This is a genomic window from Streptomyces sp. NPDC057099 (assembly GCF_042671245.1).
In the GTDB taxonomy this organism is placed as follows: domain Bacteria; phylum Actinomycetota; class Actinomycetes; order Streptomycetales; family Streptomycetaceae; genus Streptomyces; species Streptomyces purpurascens.
Genome location: NZ_JBHUTX010000064.1, coordinates 17,998 through 37,565 on the forward strand (window position 1 = coordinate 17,998; position 19,568 = coordinate 37,565).

The following is a 19,568-nucleotide window of genomic DNA, read 5'->3' on the forward strand; positions in this document are numbered from 1 at the left end:
TCCACGGTCATGCATCCCCCGGACGGCTCCCGTCACGCCCCGCTGCAGAGGCGGGGAATCCCTGCGCTCCCCGGGTGTTGAACCTGGTGTGACTTCCCTGATCGCCTCCACCCGCTTCTCCGTGCTCGACCGCTCCCGCACCCGCGAGGGCCACACCCACCCCGAGGCGTTGCGGGACACCGTGCGGCTGGCCGGGGAGCTGGAGCGGCTCGGGTATCACCGGGTGTGGGTGTCGGAGCATCACGGTGTTCCCGGGGTCGCCGGGTCCGCGCCGACCGTGCTGGCCGCCGCCGTCGCCGCCGCCACCCGGACGATCCGGGTCGGCACCGGCGGGGTGATGCTGCCCAATCACCGGCCGCTGGTCGTGGCCGAGCAGTTCGGGGTGCTGGAGTCGCTGTTCCCCGGGCGGATCGACATGGGCCTGGGCCGGTCCGTCGGCTTCACGGACGGGGTGCGAAGGGCCCTGGGCCGTGACAAGGACGACGCCGAGGACTTCGAGGCCCAGCTGCGGGAGCTGCTCGGCTGGTTCCGGGGCGCCTCCCCGACCGGGGTCCATGCCCGCCCCGCCGAGGGGCTGACCGTGCCGCCGTTCGTCCTGGCCATGGGCGAGGGCGCCGGCATCGCCGCCCGCGCGGGGCTGCCCATGGTCATCGGCGATCTCCGGAACCGGGAGAAGATGCGGCGCGGCATCGACCACTACCGCGACCACTTCCGGCCCTCCGAATGGGCGCCGGAGCCGTACGTCGTCATCTCGGGCACGATCGCCGTGGCCGCCACCCCCGAGGAGGCCCGGCGGCTGCTCGTCCCGGAGGCCTGGGCGATGGCGTACTCCCGTACCCACGGCACCTTCCCTCCCCTGCCGCCCGCCGAGCGCGTCGAGGCGCTGACCATGACGGCCAAGGAGCGCGGCTTCCACGAGTCCGGGCTCGCCGGCCACATCGCCGGCACCGAGGATCAGGTCGCCGACGAGCTGGAGACGGTACTGAAGGAGACCGGGGCGCAGGAGGTCCTGGTCACCACCAGCACGTACGACCGCGAGGCCCTGCTGGACTCCTACCGGCGGCTGGCCGCGATCACCTCCGGTTAGAGTCCTGCTCATGCACGACCCCCACACCCCCCACGACCCTTACGTCCGTGTCCGCGGCGCCCGCGAGCACAACCTCCGGGGCGTCGACGTCGACATCCCCCGGGACGTGCTGGCCGTGTTCACCGGCGTGTCCGGCTCGGGGAAATCGTCCCTGGCGTTCGGCACGATCTACGCGGAGGCCCAGCGGCGTTACTTCGAGTCGGTCGCGCCGTACGCGCGCCGGCTGATCCACCAGGTCGGCGCGCCGAAGGTCGGGGAGATCACCGGTCTGCCGCCGGCCGTCTCGCTCCAGCAGCGCCGCGCCGCCCCCACCTCTCGCTCCTCCGTCGGCACCGTCACCAACCTCTCCAACTCCCTGCGCATGCTGTTCTCCCGGGCCGGCACCTACCCGCCCGGCGCCGAGCGCCTCGACTCCGACGCGTTCTCGCCCAACACGGCGGCCGGGGCCTGCCCGGAGTGCCACGGGCTCGGGCAAGTGCACCGTACGAGCGAGGAGTTGCTGGTCCCCGACCCGTCGCTGTCGATCCGGGAGGGTGCCGTCGCCGCGTGGCCGGGGGCCTGGCAGGGCAAGAACCTGCGGGACATCCTCGACGCGCTGGGCCACGACGTGGAGCGGCCGTGGCGGGAGCTGCCCGCCGCTGACCGGGAGTGGATCCTGTTCACGGACGAGCAGCCGGTGGTCACCGTGCACCCGGTGCGGGACGCGGATCGCATCCAGCGGCCGTACCAGGGCACGTACATGAGCGCCCGGCGGTATGTGATGAAGACCTTCTCGGACTCCAAGAGCCCGACCCTGCGGGCGAAGGCCGAACGGTTCCTGGCCAGTGCGCCCTGCCCGGCCTGCGGCGGGAGCCGGCTGCGTCCCGAGGCGATGGCCGTGACGTTCGGCGGCCGGACCATCGCCGAGCTGGCCGCGCTGCCGCTGGTGGAGCTGGCCTCCGGTCTCGACGCGACGTCGGAGACCGCCCGGGTCCTCACCGACGACCTGACGTCCCGGATCGCCCCGGTCCTCGAGCTGGGCCTCGGCTACCTCAGCCTCGACCGGCCCACCCCGACCCTCTCCCCCGGCGAACTGCAGCGCCTGCGCCTCGCCACCCAGCTGCGCTCGGGCCTGTTCGGCGTCGTCTACGTCCTCGACGAGCCGTCGGCCGGGCTGCACCCGGCGGACACCGAGGCGCTGCTCACGGTGCTGGAGCGGCTGAAGGCGGCCGGGAACTCGGTGTTCGTGGTGGAGCACCATCTCGATGTCGTACGCGGCGCGGACTGGTTGGTGGACGTGGGCCCGGAGGCGGGCGAGCACGGCGGGCGGGTGCTGCACAGCGGCCCGGTGGCGGAGCTGGCCGCCGTCGAGGAGTCGGCGACGGCCCGCTATCTGTTCGACCGCTCCCCCGCTCCGGCCCGTGAGGTCCGCGAACCGGGCGGGTGGCTGACGACCGGCCCGGTCACCCGGCACAACCTGCGCGGGGTGACCGCCGACTTCCCGCTCGGCGTGTTCACGGCGGTCACCGGGGTGTCGGGCTCCGGCAAGTCCACGCTCATCGGGGAGATCGCACAGGACGCGGCGGACGCGGCGGGGGTGGGCCGGCTGGTCTCGGTCGACCAGAAGCCGATCGGGCGCACTCCGCGCTCGAACCTCGCGACCTACACCGGCCTCTTCGACGTGGTGCGCAAGGTGTTCGCGGCCACCGACGGGGCGCGTGAACGGGGCTTCGGGGTTGGCCGGTTCTCCTTCAACGTCGCGGGCGGGCGCTGTGAGACCTGCCAGGGTGAGGGGTTCGTCAGCGTGGAGCTGCTGTTCCTGCCGAGCACGTACGCGCCCTGCCCGGACTGCGGCGGGGCCCGGTACAACCCCGAGACGCGGGAAGTGACGTACCGGGGGCGGGACATCGCGCAGGTGCTGGACCTGACGGTGGAGAGCGCGGCGGAGTTCTTCGCGGACACCCCGGCCGTGGCCCGCAGCCTGGGCACCCTGCTGGACGTGGGCCTCGGCTATCTGCGCCTCGGCCAGCCCGCGACCGAACTGTCCGGCGGCGAGGCACAGCGCATCAAGCTGGCGAGCGAGCTGCAGCGCGGCCGTCGCGGCCACACGCTCTACCTCCTCGACGAGCCGACCACCGGTCTTCACCCGGCCGACGTGGACGTGCTGATGCGCCAGTTGCACGGCCTGGTCGACGCCGGGAACACCGTGATCGTCGTCGAGCACGACATGTCCGTCGTCGCGCGCGCGGACTGGGTGATCGACCTCGGCCCGGGTGGCGGCGACGCGGGCGGCCGGGTCGTGGCGGCCGGTCCGCCCGCGGAGGTGGCCCGGGCGGAGCCGAGCGCCACGGCACGGTATCTGGGCCGGGCGCTCGGCCGGGAGCGGCCGTAGCCCGTCAGCGGGCGGCGAGCAGTCCGGCGACGAGGTCCCGGGGCAGGCCGTGGGTGTCGTGGAGGTAGCCGTAGTCCTCCTCGCTGAGCGGTCCCTGGTATTCGGGCCGGGACAGCAGACGGCTTCCCCGTTCGAGGAGCCTGCCGAACCGCTGTTCCTCGTCGAGGAGGATCTCCCGGACGAGGTCCGGGCCGGCGGACTGGCGGAAGTGGTCGAGGGTGTGCTCGATCAGCTCCGGGGGCAGGTCGGCGAGGGTGCGGAAGGAGTCGCCGCGCCCGAGCGTGGTGAGGAGACGGCGGATCAGGCGGCGCAGGACGTAGCCGCGGCCGGTGTTCGACGGCCGTACGCCGTCGCCGAGCACGACGACGGCGGCGCGCAGGTGGTCGCTGACCAGGCGGGTCGACGGGCCGTCCAGGTCCCACAGCGAGGGCACGGTCCGCATCCAGGGTTCGAAGAGATCCGTGTCGTAGACCGACCGGTGCCCTTGCAGGACGGCGACGAGGCGTTCAAGGCCCATGCCCGTGTCGACGCCGGGCTGCCGCAGGGGGACGAGAGTGCCGTCGGTGTGGCGCTCGTAGCGCATGTGGACGTGGTTCCAGAGTTCCGTCCAGCGGGGGTCGGTGCCGGGGCTGCCCTGGGGCGGGGTGCCGGGCTCGCCGGTCCAGACGAAGATCTCCGAGTCGGGGCCGCACGGGCCGGCCGGGCCGTTGGACCACCAGTTCTCCTCCCCGGCCCGTTCCACCGGCAGTCCCACCTCCTCCCAGACGCGCAGTGATTCGGTGTCGGGGCCGACCTGGTCCGATCCGCCGAAGACCGTGACGTGCAGGCGTTCTCGCGGGATACCGAATCCGTCGCGCAGTAGTTCGTACCCCCAGCGCAGGGACCGGGCGTGGTCGTAGTCGCCCAGTGACCAGGAGCCGAGCATCTCGAACACCGTCAGATGCGTGGTGTCGCCGATCTCGTCCAGGTCGGTGGTGCGCAGACAGCGCTGGAGGTTGACCAGCCGCCGCCCCTGGGGGTGCGGGCGGCCCGTCAGGTAGGGCGTGAGGGGCTGCATGCCGGCCGTGGTGAACAGCACCGGGTCCGAGGGCGGGGGCAGCAGCGTGCTGCCGGTGATCAGCCGGTGTCCGCGCTCACGGAAGAAGTCGTTGAACGTCTGTACGGTCCGGTCGGTGTCCATGGCGGTCTCCTTGAGGTCAGGGGACCGGAACGAACCGCGCGAGGGAAGCCGGAGAGTACGCAAGTACGGGGGGTCCTGGCGGTCCGTTTCCGGCCGCCGGGAAGGGGTGACGAGGTCAGGCGTCGGCAGCCGGTGAGCTGGTCGCTCGCGCGGCTGCGGCGTCGGTGCGCTTGATGACCTCCATGGATCCGACGGTAACAGCGGGCGCCGGAACCGTCGCGGGCTTTTTCGTGCCACCGTACGGCCGGGTCATCAGTGCGGCGTGGGTCCAGGCCGGCTCAGCGGGCCGCGCCGGCTGGGCGGCCCGGGCGAGCGAGCGCCGGTCGGAGTGGGCACCCGGGGGTATCACGTCCTGGACGTCCACGTGGGCCACCAGTCCGCGTGCCGACACCACACGCCAGACCGAGGCCGGCAGCGTGTCGTCGCCGACGAAGGCGGGCGCGGTGCTCGTGGGCCCGCCGGCGACCCGGTACCGCAGGTGCACCGGCTGGACGGCGGCCCCCGCGTCCAGCGCGGCCTGGAAGACGGCCCGGCGGAAGACCCCCTGGGAGCGGCCGCACCAGGTGCTGCCCTCGGGGAAGACCCCGACGGCCCGGCCCTGGCGCAGCACTTCGGCGATGCGGGCGACGGTGCCCGGCAGGGCCCGCAGCCGGTCCCGGTCGATGAACAGGACGCCGCCGCGCGCGGCCAGCGGCCCGGCGACGGGCCACCGCCGCACCTCGGTCTTGGCCAGCATCCGGGCGGGGCGTACGGCGGCGAGCAGCGGGATGTCCAGCCAGGAGATGTGGTTGGCGACCAGCAGCAGGGGGCCGGTGGGGGCGGCGGCGCCGGTGATGCGGACCTGGACCCCTGCGGCTCGCACGATCCACCGGCACCACCGCCGGACCAGGGACGCCGGTATCCTCCCCCGCAAGCGGGGGGACCCCCAGCCGAACGGCGTCAGCGTGATCCCGGCGAGGAGGAGCAGGACGACCGCGGTGAGCCGCAGCACGGCCCACGGCACGGCCCTCGCCACCGGCTCGACACAGGCCCGGGGCGTACAGGGCGCGACGGGCAGCCAGGCGCTCATCACGCCGGCACGAGGGAGAGGAAGTGCCGCAGGTAGCGCGAGTTGACCCGGCTCATCGGCAGCAGCACGTACAGGTCGGCGACGCCGAAGTCCGGGTCGTGGGCCGGTTCGCCGCACACCCAGGCGCCGAGGCGCAGATAGCCGCGGAGCAGGGCGGGCAGTTCGACGCGGGCGGCGGGCGCGGTGCCCGGGACCCACGGCAGCAGCGGCTGGACGCGGAACTCCCGCGGCGACAGGTGCTTGTCGCTCACCCGGTCCCAGGTGGCGGAGGCGAGAGCGCCACCGTCGGCCAGCGGGATGGAGCAGCAGCCGGCGAGCCACTCGTGGCCGCGGTCGACCATGTAGCGGGCGATGCCGGCCCAGATGAGGCTGATGACCGCGCCGTCGCGGTGGTCGGGGTGCACGCAGGAGCGGCCGACCTCGACGAGTTCGGGCCGGATCCCGCCGAGGGCGGTCAGATCGAACTCGCTCTCGGAGTACAGCCGCCCGGCGACCGCCGCGCGCTCCGGCGGCAGCAGCCGGTAGGTGCCGACGACCTGGCCGGTCGTCTCCTCGCGGACGAGCAGGTGGTCGCAGTACGCGTCGAACGAGTCGACGTCGAGGCCCGGCTGCGGGCCGGTCAGCAGGGCGCCCAGTTCCCCGGCGAAGACGTCGTGCCGCAGCCGCTGCGCGGCACGCACGTCGTCTTCGTTCCGGGCGAGGGAGACGGTGTAGCGGGTGGGGGCCGTGGGCTGCGCGGGGCGGTCGACGGTCAGTACGCCGGTCATGGCTCTCTCCTGGTCACGGGCCGGAGGCGGCGAGCGGTGCCGCCGCCCACTGTTGTGCCCATGCCGCCTGTCCTGCGCGTGACGAGTGCCAGGAGCGCGGGTGTGCGCCTGTTGAACTACTGCTTGGCGACCTTCCGCGTGGCCCGCAGCCACTCCTTGTTCATGCTGGTGATGGACATGAGGGGAATTCCCTTGGGACAGGCGGTGGCGCACTCCCCGGCGAGGGTGCAGCCGCCGAAGCCCTCCTCGTCCATCTGCTCCACCATGTCCAGCACCCGCGTCTCCCGCTCGGGCGCCCCCTGCGGCAGCACATTCAGATGGTTGACCTTGGCGGACGTGAACAGCATCGCCGCCCCGTTGGGACAGGCCGCCACACAGGCCCCGCAGCCGATGCACTCCGCGTGCTCGAACGCGAGGTCGGCGTCGGGCTTCGGCACCGGCGTGGCATGCGCTTCCGGAGCGGCACCCGTCGGCGCGGTGATGTAGCCGCCGGCCTGGATGATCCGGTCGAAGGCGGACCGGTCCACGACCAGGTCCTTGATGACCGGGAAGGCCGAGGCCCGCCACGGCTCGATGTCGATCGTGTCGCCGTCCTCGAAGGACCGCATGTGCAACTGGCAGGTCGTGGTGCGTTCCGGCCCGTGCGCGTCCCCGTTGATCACGAGCGAACAGGCACCGCAGATGCCCTCGCGGCAGTCGTGGTCGAAGGCCACGGGGTCCTCACCCCGCAGGGTGAGCTCCTCGTTGAGCGTGTCGAGCATCTCCAGGAAGGACATGTCGGGCGAGATGTCGTCCACCTCGTAGGTGGACATCGTGCCGTCGGCGTCGGCGTTCCGCTGCCGCCAGACGCGCAGGGTGAGCTTCATGCGTAGCTCCGCTGAGTGGGGTGGACGTACTCGAAGGCCAGGTCTTCCCTGTGCAGGGTCGGAGCCTCGCCGGTGCCGGTGAACTCCCAGGCGGCCGCGTAGGCGAACTCCTCGTCCTTGCGGGCGGCCTCGCCGTCGGGCGTCTGGGACTCCTCGCGGAAGTGGCCGCCGCAGGACTCGTCGCGGTGCAGCGCGTCGAGGCACATCAGCTCGGCCAGTTCCAGGTAGTCGACGACGCGGTTGGCCTTCTCCAGCGACTGGTTGAACTCCTCGCCGGTGCCGGGCACCTTGATGCGCCTCCAGAACTCCTCGCGGATCTGCGGGATGCGCTCCAGTGCCTTGCGCAGCCCGGCGTCGGTGCGGGCCATGCCGCAGAACTCCCACATGAGTTCGCCGACCTCGCGGTGGAAGGAGTCGGGGGTGCGGTCGCCGTCTACGGACAGCAGCAGGTGGAGCCGGTCCTGGGTCTCGGCCAGCACCTCCTGGACGACGGGGTGTTCGTCGCCCACCGCGTCGTGGTGCGGGTTGCGGGCCAGGTAGTCGTTGATGGTGGCCGGGAGGACGAAGTAGCCGTCGGCCAGGCCCTGCATCAGCGCCGAGGCGCCGAGCCGGTTGGCCCCGTGGTCGGAGAAGTTGGCCTCGCCGATCGCGAACAGCCCGGGGACGGTGGTCTGGAGGTCGTAGTCGACCCACAGGCCGCCCATCGTGTAGTGCACGGCGGGGTAGATCCGCATCGGCACCCGGTACGGATCCTCGTCGGTGATCCGCTGGTACATGTCGAAGAGGTTGCCGTACTTGGCCTCGACGGCCCCCCGGCCCATTCGCCGAATCGCGTCGGCGAAGTCCAGGTACACGCCCTGGCCGCCGGGACCGACGCCCCTGCCCTCGTCGCACACGTTCTTCGCGGCGCGGGAGGCGATGTCACGCGGCACGAGGTTGCCGAAGGACGGATAGATGCGCTCCAGGTAGTAGTCGCGCTCGTCCTCGGGGATCTCGGCCGGGGGCCGCTGGTCGCCCTTCGCCTTGGGCACCCAGATACGCCCGTCGTTGCGCAGCGACTCGCTCATCAGCGTCAGCTTGGACTGGTGGTCGCCGGTGCGCGGGATGCAGGTGGGGTGGATCTGGGTGAAGCAGGGGTTGGCGAAGAGGGCGCCGCGCCGGTGGGCTCGCCAGACGGCGGTGGCGTTGGAGTTCATGGCGTTCGTCGACAGGTAGAAGACGTTGCCGTAGCCGCCGGAGGCGAGCACGACGGCGTCGGCGAAGTACGTGTCGATCTTTCCGGTGATCAGGTCGCGGGCCACGATCCCGCGCGCCCGCCCGTCGACCACGATCAGGTCGAGCATCTCGGTCCGCGGGTGCATCTCGATGTTCCCGGCGGCGATCTGCCGGCTGAGGGCCTGGTAGGCGCCGAGGAGGAGCTGCTGGCCCGTCTGGCCGCGGGCGTAGAACGTGCGGGAGACCTGCACCCCGCCGAAGGACCGGGTGTCGAGCAGCCCGCCGTACTCGCGGGCGAACGGCACGCCCTGGGCCACGCACTGGTCGATGATCTCGACGGAGATCTGCGCGAGCCGGTGGACGTTGGACTCGCGGGCCCGGAAGTCGCCGCCCTTGACGGTGTCGTAGAACAGCCGGTGGATGGAGTCGCCGTCGTTGCGGTAGTTCTTCGCGGCGTTGATGCCGCCCTGTGCGGCGATGGAGTGGGCGCGGCGCGGGGAGTCCTGGTAGCAGAACTGGACGACGTGGTAGCCCTGTTCGGCGAGGGTGGCCCCGGCGGAGCCGCCGGCGAGGCCGGTGCCGACGACGATGACGGTGTGCTTGCGCCGGTTGGCGGGGTTGACGAGTTTCGCTTCGAAGCGGCGCTTGTCCCAGCGCTCGTTGACCGGCCCGGACGGGGCCTTGGTGTCGACGACCGGCTCACCGGTCGCGTAGTCGGCGTAGGAAGTCATCTTCAGCTCACCACTCCGGTCATGACGCCCACGGGTACGGCGATGAAACCGGCCGTGAGCAGCAGCGCGAGAACGTTGGCGACGGTCTTCAGGGCGCGGTCGCGGCTGCGGCTGCCGACGCCGAGGGTCTGGGCGGCGCTCCAGAAGCCGTGCCGGATGTGCAGGCCGAGCGCGAGCATCGCGACGATGTAGACGACGTTGCCGTACCAGGTGGAGAAGGTGTCCACGACGTTCTGGTACGGACGGCCCTCCTGGAAGCCGCCGGGGTGCGCGGTGCCGGTCGTCAGGTCCAGGATGTGCCAGACGATGAACAGCCCGAGGATGATGCCGCCCCAGCGCATGGTGCGCGTGGCGTAGGAGGCCCGCGGCTTCTTGTGCACGTACTTGCTCGGGCGCGCCCTGATGTCGCGGCGGCTGAGCTGGTACGCGGAGGTGGCGTGGGCGACGACGGCGACGACCAGCACGATCCGGACGAGCCAGAGCGTCCACTCATAGTGCATGAACGGCTCACCGACGACCCGCAGCCAGTGCGCGTACTCGTTGAATTCGCCGGCCCCGAAGAAGATCTTCAGGTTTCCGATCATGTGGACGACCAGGTACAGCAGCATGATCAGCCCGCTGACCGCCATCACGGTCTTCTTGCCGAGGGTGGAGTCCCACACGGTGCGTGCCATGGACGGCCGTCGGTCCGTCCGCGTTGCCAGAGCCATGTCCAGCACGCTACGGACGCGCGGCCGATCGGTCCAAGACATGGTCCGGCTTGATTCCATAGTCCGGGGCTATCGTACGAGGATGCAGTTCCAGCAGCTCCAGTACTTCGTGGCCGTCGCGGAGACCCGGCACTTCACCCGGGCCGCCGATCTGGTCCATGTCGCGCAGCCGTCGTTGTCGCAGCAGATCAAGGCGCTGGAGCGGGAACTGGGCGCGGACCTGTTCCGGCGCGCCCGCGGCAACATCACGCTCACGGACGCCGGGGAGGCACTGCTGCCCCTGGCCCGGCGGATCCTGGCCGACGCGGACACCGCCCGGCACGAGGTGCAGGAGCTGGCGCAGCTGCGGCGGGGGCGGGTGCGGCTGGGGGCGACGCCGAGTGTGTGCACGGGTCTGCTGCCGGACGTACTGCGCGCGTTCCATGATCGCTACCCGGGGATCCGGCTGCTGATCGAGGAGGGCGGCTCTCATGATCTGGTGCGGGAGCTGGCGCGTGGCGCGCTGGATCTGGCGCTGGTCGTGCTGCCCCTGCCGACGCCGTCGCCGGCGCTGACCACGGTGGAGCTGCTTCGGGAGGATCTTGTGGTGGTGTCCTCACCCGATGCGGCGAGACCGGGCCGGGGCTCGCGTACCGTGCGGGTCGCCGATCTGGAGGGGGAGCGGATGGTGATGTTCCGGCACGGGTACGACCTGCGGGAGCTGACCGTTGCCGCGTGTCGGGCCGAGGGGTTCGAGCCGGACTTCGCGGTGGAGGGTGGGGAGATGGATGCGGTGCTGGGGTTTGTGCGGGCGGGGTTGGGGGTCGCTGTGGTGCCGCGGATGGTGGCGGCGAGGTCGGGGCGGGGGTTGCGGGTGACGCCGCTTGCGCGGCCCGGGCTGCATCGCACGATTGCTTTGGCGCATCGCAGTGATGTGGCTCCGCCTCGGGCCGCTCGGGAGTTGCAGCGGATGTTGCTTGAGCGGTGAGGCGGATTCGGGTGCGCCGTTGTGTGTGAGCGCCGGGCAAGGGGTGCGGGCGCGTCGTGGCTGGTCGCGCCCCCGCGGCGGAGCCGCATATCGAATACAGCCCCGCGCCCCTAAAAAAGCATGACCCCCTACCCCGTCGCGTCCACCAGCGCCAGTTCGTGCAGGCGCTCGGGTGGGCCCGGGCGGGCGTAGTACCAGCCCTGGGCCGTGTCGCAGCCCATCATGCGCAGCTGTTCGGCCTGGGCGCCTGTTTCCACGCCCTCGACCGTGACCGCGAGGTCCAGGCTGTGGGCCAGGGAGACGATTCCCTCGACGATCTTGAGGTCGACGGGGTCGGCCGGGAACTGTTGCATGCTCTGGGTGAAGGAGCGGTCCAGTTTCAGGATGCTGACCGGCAGGCGGCGCAGGTTGGCGAGGTTGGAGTAGCCCGTGCCGAAGTCGTCCAGGGCGATGTCGACGCCCATCTCGGCCAGTCGGCGCAACGGCTTCAGCAGGTCGTCGTCCGCTCCGATCAGCGCCGACTCGGTGACCTCCAGGCAGAGGGCGTTCGGTTCGATGCCGGTGCGTTCCAGGATGTCGACGGTGTCCTGGACCAGGCCGGGGTGGGTCAGCTGGCAGGGCGAGAGGTTGACGTTGATCCGCAGCGGGCCCACGGCCTCCGCGCCGCCCTGCAGTTCCCGCCACTCGCGGGCCTGCCGTACGGACTGTTCCAGGACCCAGCGGCCCAGCGGCACGATCAGCCCGGTGTGCTCGGCGAGCGGGATGAAGCGGTCCGGGCCGAGCACGCCGTGCTGCGGGTGCAGCCAGCGCACCAGGGCCTCGGCCCCCCGGACGCTGCCGTCGCCGAGGTGGACCAGCGGCTGGTACTCGATGAAGAACTCGCCCCGCTCCAGCGCGGTCGGCAGGGCCGTGGTCAGTCCGTGCCGGGTGATGGCGCGGGCGTCGGCCTCGGGGTCGGCGAGTTCGTAGCGGTTGCCGCCCGCCGACTTGGCCCGGTACATGGTGATGTCGGCGCTGCGCAGCACCTCCGCCGGGCTGCGCTCCCCCGCCGGGCCCTCGACGATGCCGATGCTGCCGCGCACGGTCAGCTCCCGGCCGTCGACGCTGACCGGCGCGAGCAGCGCGTTCATGATGCGGCCGGCGAGTTCGTCGACCTCGTGCTCGGTGTCGGAGCCGGTGGTCAGTGCCACGAACTCGTCGCCGCCGAGCCGCGCGACCATCTCGCCGGGCGCGGTGGCGCAGGACTGCAGCCGGTCGGCGATCTCCACCAGCAGCCGGTCGCCGGCGGCGTGGCCGAGGCTGTCGTTGATGGTCTTGAAGCCGTCGAGGTCGAGGTAGCAGAGCCCGAACCGCTGGCCTTCCCCGGCGCCCAGTGCCTTCTCCAGGCGCTCGAAGAAGAAGGTGCGGTTCGGCAGGCCGGTCAGCGCGTCGTGCGTGGCCTCGTAGCGCAGCCTCAGGTTGAGCAGCCGTCGCTCGGTGGTGTCCTCCATGAGGGCGAGCTGGTACTGCGGTTCGCCGTCGGCGTCGCGCAGCAGGGAGACCGTCAGATTGGTCCACAGGACCGTTCCGTCGGGGCGGTAGAACGCCTTCTCCAGGTGGTAGTGCTCACGCTCGCCGCGTACGAGCTCGTCGTAGAGGCGCCAGGTCTGGGGCGCGTCGTCGGGGTGGGTCCACTCCCTGACGTTGCGGCTGCGCAAGACATGCTCGGAGATCCCGAACATGCGCAGCAGCGCGCCGTTGACCTGCAGGATGTTGCCCTCGAGGTCGGCCATGCCGATGCCTATGGCCGCGCCCTCGAAGACCGCGCGGAAGCGGGCCTCGCTCGCGTGCAGGGCCTGCGCCACCACGCCCTGCGCCTGGAGGGCGGCCTCGGCGATGGCCTCCTGCTCGGCCAGGGTCCGCTCGCGCAGCGCCCGGGCGAAGCCGGCGGACATCGCGTGCTGGAGTCGTGCGCAGCGCGCCCGCAGGTCCTCCTGGTCGCCGTCGCCCCCGCAGTACAGGACCAGGTAGGCGTCCACGCAGTCCAGCGTGTGGCTGAGCGCATCGGGGTCGGTGCAGTGCGCGTCCACGAGGGCGGCGCCCACGGCCTTGCCCGCGTCGGCGTCGAAGGCCCGGGCCCGCAGCGCCTCGCTGAGCCGTCTGGCCAGCGGCAGCAGTTGCTCCTCGAACTCCTGGCGGGTCGACGACGTCGAGGTCACCGGGAAGACGGCCCGGCTCCAGATCGTCGCGAATCTGCGCAGTCTGTCCTCCGGCCCGTCCGGTTCCGCGATCACGCCGTACGCCCCACGCCCGCGAAACCGGAGAACGCATACGGATCCTCGTCCTCCGGTGCGGTGTCGGGCCGCCAGCGTGGCATCGCCACCAGTCCGGGTTCCACCATGTCGTACCCCTCGAAGAACCGCGCGATCTCCTCGCGCGAGCGCATGATCAGCGGGTTGCGGATCTCCTCGTACACGTCCACCGCGCCCCCGGCCCGCTCCGGCGGCAGCGGGATCCCCTCGTAGGAGGCGTGGGTGAGCACGAGCAGGCTGCCGGGCGCGAGCGCCTCCCGCAGCTCGGCCACCGCCCCGTACGGGTCGTCCTCGTCTTCCACGAAGTGAAGTATGGCAACGAGGAGCAGGGCCACTGGCTGATTCAGGTCGATCAGCCGCTCCACCTCGGGGCTGCTCAGGATGTCCTGGGGCTTGCGGAGATCCGCGGCGACGACACCCGCGCCGTCGTTGCCCCGCAGGACCGCCTGACTGTGTGCCACGGCCACCGGGTCGTGGTCGACGTACACCACGCGCGCGCCGGGGCGGGCGGCCTGGGCCACCTCGTGCACATTGCCGAAGGTGGGGATGCCGGAGCCGATGTCCAGGAACTGGGTGATGCCCTGGTCGGCCGCGTGGCGCACGGCGCGGCGCATGAACGCGCGGTTCGCCTGCATGATCTTGGGGAGTCCCGGCAGGAACTCCATGGCCCTGCGGGCCGCTTCCCGGTCGACCTCGAAGTTGTGCGATCCGCCCAGATAGAAGTCGTACATCCGGGAAACGGAGGGCACCGAGATGTCGATGCTCCGTGGGGCCCAGGCGGGACGCTCCATCTATCTCTCCAAGGCGTAGGCGATCCGGTGTTCGAGCAGAGGCTACTGATCGCCCGCCAATGGAGCGACCCGAAACGGAAATTGACCATCCGTTCCCGGTCACTGCCTGCGGCACGTGCCGAATTGATACCCGTCCGCATCCCCTTCGAACATATGACGAACAGTGTTCGAGGCATTCCGGAGAGTTCCGGGCCGGAAGGGGAAGAGTGCTGAGAATTCGATGAGTTCAGGTGAAGCACGGCAAAACGGTCCGCCCCTCCGTGAGTCACGGAGGGGCGGACCGGGTCGGCTCCGTCGGGTGACGCGAGGGTCAACCCTGGGGAGGTTTCTCTGCTATTCCGACGCGCCGACCAGCTTTCCGTCGGGCCGCACGGCGTACCAAGTGCCGCCGACACCCTGGCCGTTGGTGTCGCCCGGGGCCTTGTCGCCGGCGAAGGTGTAGATCGGCGAGCAGTTGATCGTCTGCTGCTTGCCCTTGCCGTCGGTCCGGTCGAAGATCATGTAGCCCTTCTCCTGGATGCCCTTGGTGTCGGCGAAGTCGACGGGCTCCACGAGCGGCCACTTCTTCAGGCACTCGCCGGTGCAGTTGGAGACCGGCTTGGGCCAGGCCTTGTCCTTCTTGAACCGGTAGACGGTCATGCCGTTCTTGTCGACGACGATCTCGCCGAGCTTGGGGTCCTCACGGGTGGACAGGCCGGCCTCCGCCTCGGCTCCGCCGCCGCCGGCGGCGCCCGCACCGCCCTCCTGCGCCTTCTTGCCGTCGGGGGCCAGCGCGTACCACTTGCCGCCCACGCCCTGGCCCTTGACGTCACCGGCGTTGACGTCCTTGGCGTAGCGGTAGGCCGGCCAGCCGCCGACGGTCAGCTGCTTGGTGCCGTCGGCCCGGGTGACGGTGCCGAGCAGCGCCTTGTCGATGCCCTCGCCGGCCTCGGCGTCGTCCGCGGGGACCGGCGGCCAGGTCTTGGCGCAGTCGCCGTCGCAGTTCGACTTGGGCGGCTGCTCGGTGTCCTGGTCGAACCGGTACAGGGTGAGGCCGAGACTGTCGGTCACCACCTTGCCGATCTCGTCGGCGGTGGAGACGGACAGCTTGCCCGCGGGGTTGGACGGGCTGGAAGCACTCGGCGCGGCAGCCGGGCTGCTCGCGGTGCCGCCCGCACCGGCCGTCCCGGAGCCGATGTTTCCGTAGTCCCCGGGCGCCGCCGTGGCACCCACGTTCTGGCTGGCCGCCGGAGGGCTGTCCTGACCGCACGCCGTCGTCAGCGCCAGGACCGCCGCGGCGCTCGCCACGAGTGAGGCGCTCCGCCAGGAGGTCTTCATCGTCAACTCCCCATAATCGCAAGGGTGTTGCAGCGCCCTGCTGCGCCGCCGCACGGCCATGAGTACGCACGGGAGCAGCGATTGTGTTCAACGACCGGCCAAATTTCTTTCCGGAACCTGTGAGGAGTGCCGCCCGCGACCTGTGACGGGGCCGCTCTCCGTCGCACAGACATGCGTGCCGAGCACCCTGCGGGCGACCGCTGATCAAACCGACGGCACCCGGAAATCCCTCTTTCGGGGCAATCCCCTTGCGCTCCGGCACGTCCCGGCGGAACAAGGCTCATGATCTTCGTCGTGTATGGACCCCTCTCGATTCAACCCGCCGTCGCCGTACGGGCCTTGGCGGTGGCGGCGCTGACCTGGGCGCTCGTCGGCGCACCGGGTTCGGTGGCGGTGGCCACCGCCTGCGCGTACGCCTCGACAGGGCCGGACGGCACGAAGGCGGTGGCGTACGCCGGGAGCAAGACCTGGCCGACCAAGCCGCCGTGCCCGACCCCCACACCGACGCCCACGCCCACGCCCACCCCCACTCCGACCCCGACACCCCCGCCGCCGAAGCCGACACCGACTCCGAGTCCGTCGCCGGACCCGACGCCACCGCCGCCGAAGCCGACGCCCACGGCCAGACCCGAGCCGCCGCCCGCGCCGCCGCCGCCCGCTCGACGCCCCGCGGCGCCCCCGCCCGAGCCGACCCTCAGGCCGGCGCCACCGCCGCCCCCTCCCCCGGCTCCGGCGCCGAAACCGTCGGCCACACCCACGCCGCGTCCGTCCGCTTCGCCCGTGCACTACCCGCGGTATCGCGCCGCGCCGCCGCGGCCACGACGGACCGGCAGCGCGATGTCGCCGCTCACCTTCGTCCTGCTCGTCACGGTGCCCGCGGTGGTCGCCGTCGCCGCGCTGCGCGCGCGCTGATCCCTGAAGCCCTGGAGGTACCTCTTGCCGGAATGGCTTGTTCTCACCCTCGCGATGCTGGCCGCCTGCGCCGTGGTGGTCATCATCACCCTGGTACGCCACCGCACGGCGTCCGACGACGAGGACCCCAGTGAGACCCCGGACGTCATCGAGTACATGACGATGTGGATCGGCGTGGTGTACGCCATCGTCCTGGGCCTGGCGATCGCCGGTGTCTGGGAGGGACGCAGCGCCGCCCAGGACCATGTGCAGGCCGAGGCCACGGCGCTGCACGAGATCTCGGAGCGGGTCCGGGTCTACCCGCCCGACGCCCGCGACCGGATCCGGGACGACATCGAGGCCTATGTGGGACATGTCGTCACCACCGAGTGGGACACCATGGCCGACGAGGGCCGTGTCACCGAGCGCGGCCACCGGCTCTTCGAGCGCGTCCGCCAGGACGTCACCGACTACGAGCCGAAGACGGACTTCCAGGCCCAGGCCTACCAGCCGCTCCTCGACCAGGTGACCGCGGCGAACCAGGCCCGGATCGCCCGGGCGGAGTCGACCGGGGAGACCATGCCGGGCGTGGTGTGGTTCGGGCTGATCGCCGGAGCCGTCGTCACCATCGGGATGATCTTCGCCCTGCAGATCCGCAGAACGACCCGGGAAATGGTCCTCGCCGGGCTGTTCTCGGCGCTGATCGCCTTCCTGCTGTTCCTGATCTGGGACTTCGACTCGCCGTACAGCAGAGGCGTGACCGCGTCGGCGGACCCGTTCCTCAACCTCTTCCCGGGCACCGGGGACTGACGGCGCCCGCACCACGGATCCGGGCCGGGGGACGCGCGACACGCCGTCGCCGTCCCCCGGCCGCCGTAGCGGGGTTCCCCCGGGCGGCCCACACGCATGCCCCATTCGCGCTACTGCGATCGCGCTACGGCGCACCCCTTCCTAGCGTTTCGGGCATCGAGGTGCATGTCTGACGTGAGCGGAACAGGTCCGCGACTGCTCCTCGGGGACCCGGAGGTCACCATGCGCGCGATACGCGTCGCTTCGGCCGTACTGCTGGGCGCCGGCGCCCTCGCCTCCTGCATGCCGACCGCCTACGCGGCGGTCCGGACCGATTTCGGCTTCGCTGTCGAGCCCTCCACCGCCGCGGCGGGCGAAGGGGTCACGCTGCGGGTGGTCCGCAACGCGGCGTGCCGGGGAGAGGCGCTGGTCTCCTCACCGGTCTTCGACCTGGTCGCCATCCCGCCCAGGGAGTCGTCGGCGCGGGCCGTGGTCGACTGGGACGCCAAACCCGGCGCCGTGTACGACGTGGAGTTCATCTGTGACGAGTCGAGCGGCACCGCACGTCTGACCATCGCCGGCGGCCGTCCGACCCATCACCCCACCCACCGGCCGACGCACCACTCCCCGCACCACCCGGGGGAGCACCACGGCCACCCGTCGAAGGGCGCGCACGCCGGGGAGGGCGGCACCCTCGCGGGCTTCGACCTCAAGGAGATCGGGCTCGGCGCCGCGCTGATCGCCGGCGCGCTGGGGACGACGTACCACCTCGCACGCCGCCGCACCGACGAGGAGACCGGCTGACGGGCCCGGCGCGGATGCCGCCCGCTGGTCCTGGCTTCGCCCCGGGCCCTCACGGGATCCGGGGCGAAGAGGTCAGGCGCGCCGCTCGGCCCGGCGGCGCATCCAGAACACGCCGCCGCCGACGGCCACCGCCGTCACGAGGCCGCCGCCGATGGCCACGTCGGTCGGCGTCGCACCGGTGGTGCTGCTGCCGCCGATGCCGCCGCGGACACCGCCGATGACGGTGAAGGCCTGCGGCTTGGTCAAGGTCCTGCTGTCGCACCTGACCGTGATGTCGTACGGACCCGGGCGGGCGTTGTTGTTGATCGTGGCGGTGCCCCTCGCCGTCTCGTTGGCGCCGCGGATGGGCGAGAGCCTGGTCGGCGAGAACGCGCTGGAGGTCGCGATGCCGCCGTTGCGGCAGCCGTCGACCGTGATGGTCAGCTGACCGCCGCGGGCGATCACGCTGGGCAGGGCGACGATGTTGCTCGGTCTGTCCCACGCGACGGCCGCGGGGGCGGAGAGCCCGAGGGCTGCGACCGCCGCGCCGGCGACCGCCAGGGCACGAGTGTTACGCATGTGAACCTCCGCGGAAGACGCCCCGGGACCCGTCCCCGGTCGATCGGCGAGAAAGCGCCTCCCAGAAAGACAGTCAGTTGCCTTGCCCGGAGTCGCATTTCGGGAATGGTCCGTCCTGGTGAGAGCGGATACCGCGGGAAATCCACGCAATCGGATATCGCCGCAGGTCACGGACCGTCAGAAATTTCCTCGCGGCGGCAACTCGGATGGCGCACCTGAAATGGCCGGGCCACCCCTCACAGACGGGGGCCACCCGTTCGCCCTCGCCCCGTCGCCGGTTTCGTGCGCGGCACTTAGCGTTCTGGTATGCGCGAAAGACACGGCGACGGCCGCGTCGAGAGGGGATGGCGAATGTCTGCGTCCGAGCTGGCCCTGGCGGAAGAGGAGGCGCGGCCGAAGAAGCGCGCCCCGTGGGGCGTGATAGCGCTGGTTCTGCTGACCGGCCTCGCCCTCATCCGGAATGGTTCGGGGGAGTTCGACGAGGGTCCGCCGCAACCGGCGACGGCGGCCGCGACGGACAGCCGGGTGCCCGGCGCCGCCTTCGCCGGGACCGTGCAGCCCCTGCCCTATGCCCTACCGGACCGGGTCAGGATCCCGGCGATCCAGGTCGACACGCCGATCATTCCCGTGGGCCTGGACGCGGACGGCTGGGTCGGCGCGCCCCCGCCGGAGGACCCGAACCTGGCGGGCTGGTTCACCGGGGCGGTCACCCCCGGCGAGAAGGGCACAGCGGTCGTCGTCGGCCATGTCGACAACCAGCTGGGCCCTGCCGTGTTCTACGCGCTCGGCGCCCTGAAGAAGGGAAACCGTGTCGAGATCGCCCGGCAGGACGGAAAGACCGTCGTGTTCGAGATCTACGGCATCGAGGTGTTCGAGAAGAACAACTTCCCGGGCGACCGTGTGTACGCGTCCAAGGGCGCGGCGGAACTGCGGGTCATCACCTGCGGCGGCGGATTCTCCCGGCAGAACGGCTACGCGGGCAATGTCGTGGCCTTCGCCCGCGCGGTCGAGGTGCGCTGAGCGTTCCCGGCCGGGCGGGCGAACAGCCTGACGGTGCCTTTCACGTGTAATGCCGCCGGGGGACGGAGATCTGGTAGCCGGCGTCCAGCAGTTCGGGCAGATAGAGCCGCAGGGCGCGCACACTCTGCGAGCGGTCGCCCCCGG

General features: G+C 71.5%; 18 protein-coding genes and 1 pseudogene. 7 read left to right on the forward strand and 12 right to left on the reverse strand.

Going from position 1 to position 19,568, the window contains the following annotated elements:
- Window positions 1-88: 88 nt before the first annotated feature.
- Both ACFT4A_RS39085 and ACFT4A_RS39090 read left to right on the forward strand, forming a co-directional pair.
- Entirely contained in the window at window positions 89-1,087 is a 999-nt protein-coding gene (locus ACFT4A_RS39085; protein ID WP_382840488.1) for an LLM class flavin-dependent oxidoreductase, read from the forward strand.
- A gap of 10 nt (window positions 1,088-1,097) precedes the next feature.
- Window positions 1,098-3,458 carry an ATP-binding cassette domain-containing protein gene (locus ACFT4A_RS39090; protein WP_382840491.1) on the forward strand — a complete coding sequence of 787 codons (2,361 nt, stop codon included), beginning with the start codon at window positions 1,098-1,100 and terminating at the stop codon, window positions 3,456-3,458.
- Between the two features lie 4 nt (window positions 3,459-3,462).
- On the opposite strand, the gene ACFT4A_RS39095 is transcribed toward ACFT4A_RS39090, so the two are convergent.
- The 6 genes from ACFT4A_RS39095 to ACFT4A_RS39120 form a co-directional block, all read right to left on the reverse strand.
- Window positions 3,463-4,638 (reverse strand): alanine--tRNA ligase-related protein, encoded by a 1,176-nt coding sequence (locus ACFT4A_RS39095; protein ID WP_382840493.1) that lies wholly within the window; start codon window positions 4,636-4,638, stop codon window positions 3,463-3,465.
- A gap of 115 nt (window positions 4,639-4,753) precedes the next feature.
- On the reverse strand, window positions 4,754-5,707 hold the full coding sequence (locus ACFT4A_RS39100; protein WP_382840530.1) for a lysophospholipid acyltransferase family protein: 954 nt from the start codon (window positions 5,705-5,707) through the stop codon (window positions 4,754-4,756).
- Window positions 5,707-6,474 carry a GNAT family N-acetyltransferase gene (locus tag ACFT4A_RS39105; RefSeq protein ID WP_382840496.1) on the reverse strand — a complete coding sequence of 256 codons (768 nt, stop codon included), beginning with the start codon at window positions 6,472-6,474 and terminating at the stop codon, window positions 5,707-5,709. The genes ACFT4A_RS39100 and ACFT4A_RS39105 overlap by 1 nt, the downstream gene beginning before the upstream one ends.
- Before the next feature lie 116 nt (window positions 6,475-6,590).
- Entirely contained in the window at window positions 6,591-7,340 is a 750-nt protein-coding gene (locus ACFT4A_RS39110; protein WP_382840499.1) for a succinate dehydrogenase/fumarate reductase iron-sulfur subunit, read from the reverse strand.
- Window positions 7,337-9,286 (reverse strand): fumarate reductase/succinate dehydrogenase flavoprotein subunit, encoded by a 1,950-nt coding sequence (locus tag ACFT4A_RS39115; RefSeq protein WP_382840502.1) that lies wholly within the window; start codon window positions 9,284-9,286, stop codon window positions 7,337-7,339. Before ACFT4A_RS39115 ends, ACFT4A_RS39110 begins: the two co-directional genes overlap by 4 nt.
- 2 nt (window positions 9,287-9,288) lie before the next feature.
- The gene (locus ACFT4A_RS39120) at window positions 9,289-9,960 is read right to left on the reverse strand and encodes a succinate dehydrogenase (RefSeq protein WP_382840532.1); all 672 of its coding nucleotides are present in this window, start codon (window positions 9,958-9,960) and stop codon (window positions 9,289-9,291) included.
- A gap of 118 nt (window positions 9,961-10,078) precedes the next feature.
- Here ACFT4A_RS39120 and ACFT4A_RS39125 point away from each other — a divergent pair, with 118 nt between their 5' ends.
- A complete protein-coding gene (locus ACFT4A_RS39125) occupies window positions 10,079-10,963 on the forward strand; it encodes a LysR family transcriptional regulator (RefSeq protein ID WP_382840505.1) in 885 nt (294 codons plus the stop codon).
- A 128-nt stretch (window positions 10,964-11,091) separates the two neighbouring features.
- Here the strand turns inward: ACFT4A_RS39125 and ACFT4A_RS39130 are convergent, their stop codons facing one another.
- The 4 genes from ACFT4A_RS39130 to ACFT4A_RS39145 form a co-directional block, all read right to left on the reverse strand.
- Window positions 11,092-13,236, reverse strand: a complete 2,145-nt coding sequence (locus tag ACFT4A_RS39130) for a putative bifunctional diguanylate cyclase/phosphodiesterase (protein ID WP_382840508.1) — start codon at window positions 13,234-13,236, stop codon at window positions 11,092-11,094.
- On the reverse strand, window positions 13,233-14,045 hold the full coding sequence (locus ACFT4A_RS39135; protein ID WP_382840511.1) for an SAM-dependent methyltransferase: 813 nt from the start codon (window positions 14,043-14,045) through the stop codon (window positions 13,233-13,235). Before ACFT4A_RS39135 ends, ACFT4A_RS39130 begins: the two co-directional genes overlap by 4 nt.
- Before the next feature lie 333 nt (window positions 14,046-14,378).
- Window positions 14,379-15,362: an SCO0930 family lipoprotein gene (locus tag ACFT4A_RS39140; protein WP_382840514.1), complete on the reverse strand. Its 984-nt coding sequence runs from the start codon at window positions 15,360-15,362 to the stop codon at window positions 14,379-14,381.
- Between the two features lie 314 nt (window positions 15,363-15,676).
- The gene (locus ACFT4A_RS39145; RefSeq protein ID WP_382840516.1) at window positions 15,677-16,120 is read right to left on the reverse strand and encodes a hypothetical protein; all 444 of its coding nucleotides are present in this window, start codon (window positions 16,118-16,120) and stop codon (window positions 15,677-15,679) included.
- A 22-nt stretch (window positions 16,121-16,142) separates the two neighbouring features.
- Between ACFT4A_RS39145 and ACFT4A_RS39150 the strand changes: the two genes are divergently transcribed.
- The 3 genes from ACFT4A_RS39150 (at window position 16,143) to ACFT4A_RS39160 (ending at window position 17,846) form a co-directional block, all read left to right on the forward strand.
- The gene (locus ACFT4A_RS39150; RefSeq protein ID WP_382840519.1) at window positions 16,143-16,274 is read left to right on the forward strand and encodes a hypothetical protein; all 132 of its coding nucleotides are present in this window, start codon (window positions 16,143-16,145) and stop codon (window positions 16,272-16,274) included.
- Between the two features lie 24 nt (window positions 16,275-16,298).
- Window positions 16,299-17,063: a hypothetical protein gene (locus tag ACFT4A_RS39155; protein ID WP_382840522.1), complete on the forward strand. Its 765-nt coding sequence runs from the start codon at window positions 16,299-16,301 to the stop codon at window positions 17,061-17,063.
- 222 nt (window positions 17,064-17,285) lie between these two features.
- Window positions 17,286-17,846: a hypothetical protein gene (locus tag ACFT4A_RS39160; protein ID WP_382840535.1), complete on the forward strand. Its 561-nt coding sequence runs from the start codon at window positions 17,286-17,288 to the stop codon at window positions 17,844-17,846.
- A gap of 72 nt (window positions 17,847-17,918) precedes the next feature.
- Here the strand turns inward: ACFT4A_RS39160 and ACFT4A_RS39165 are convergent, their stop codons facing one another.
- Window positions 17,919-18,404 (reverse strand): hypothetical protein, encoded by a 486-nt coding sequence (locus tag ACFT4A_RS39165; protein WP_382840525.1) that lies wholly within the window; start codon window positions 18,402-18,404, stop codon window positions 17,919-17,921.
- Between the two features lie 351 nt (window positions 18,405-18,755).
- On the opposite strand from ACFT4A_RS39165, the gene ACFT4A_RS39170 reads away from it, so the two are divergent.
- Entirely contained in the window at window positions 18,756-19,424 is a 669-nt protein-coding gene (locus ACFT4A_RS39170; RefSeq protein WP_382840527.1) for a class F sortase, read from the forward strand.
- A gap of 40 nt (window positions 19,425-19,464) precedes the next feature.
- Here the strand turns inward: ACFT4A_RS39170 and ACFT4A_RS39175 are convergent.
- Window positions 19,465-19,568, reverse strand: a pseudogene (locus ACFT4A_RS39175) (polysaccharide deacetylase family protein); the annotation flags it as partial.

What these genes read in the sequence shown, in the direction of transcription:
- ACFT4A_RS39110 (WP_382840499.1), bottom strand. Translation starts at nt 7,340, where the DNA reads ATGAAGCTCACCCTGCGCGTCTGGCGGCAGCGGAACGCCGACGCCGAC.
- ACFT4A_RS39095 (WP_382840493.1), bottom strand. Translation starts at nt 4,638, where the DNA reads ATGGACACCGACCGGACCGTACAGACGTTCAACGACTTCTTCCGTGAG.
- ACFT4A_RS39115 (WP_382840502.1), bottom strand. Translation starts at nt 9,286, where the DNA reads ATGACTTCCTACGCCGACTACGCGACCGGTGAGCCGGTCGTCGACACC.
- ACFT4A_RS39135 (WP_382840511.1), bottom strand. Translation starts at nt 14,045, where the DNA reads ATGGAGCGTCCCGCCTGGGCCCCACGGAGCATCGACATCTCGGTGCCC.
- ACFT4A_RS39105 (WP_382840496.1), bottom strand. Translation starts at nt 6,474, where the DNA reads ATGACCGGCGTACTGACCGTCGACCGCCCCGCGCAGCCCACGGCCCCC.
- ACFT4A_RS39140 (WP_382840514.1), bottom strand. Translation starts at nt 15,362, where the DNA reads ATGAAGACCTCCTGGCGGAGCGCCTCACTCGTGGCGAGCGCCGCGGCG.
- ACFT4A_RS39120 (WP_382840532.1), bottom strand. Translation starts at nt 9,960, where the DNA reads ATGGCACGCACCGTGTGGGACTCCACCCTCGGCAAGAAGACCGTGATG.
- ACFT4A_RS39170 (WP_382840527.1), top strand. Translation starts at nt 18,756, where the DNA reads ATGTCTGCGTCCGAGCTGGCCCTGGCGGAAGAGGAGGCGCGGCCGAAG.
- ACFT4A_RS39090 (WP_382840491.1), top strand. Translation starts at nt 1,098, where the DNA reads ATGCACGACCCCCACACCCCCCACGACCCTTACGTCCGTGTCCGCGGC.
- ACFT4A_RS39165 (WP_382840525.1), bottom strand. Translation starts at nt 18,404, where the DNA reads ATGCGTAACACTCGTGCCCTGGCGGTCGCCGGCGCGGCGGTCGCAGCC.
- ACFT4A_RS39125 (WP_382840505.1), top strand. Translation starts at nt 10,079, where the DNA reads ATGCAGTTCCAGCAGCTCCAGTACTTCGTGGCCGTCGCGGAGACCCGG.
- ACFT4A_RS39100 (WP_382840530.1), bottom strand. Translation starts at nt 5,707, where the DNA reads ATGAGCGCCTGGCTGCCCGTCGCGCCCTGTACGCCCCGGGCCTGTGTC.
- ACFT4A_RS39160 (WP_382840535.1), top strand. Translation starts at nt 17,286, where the DNA reads ATGCGCGCGATACGCGTCGCTTCGGCCGTACTGCTGGGCGCCGGCGCC.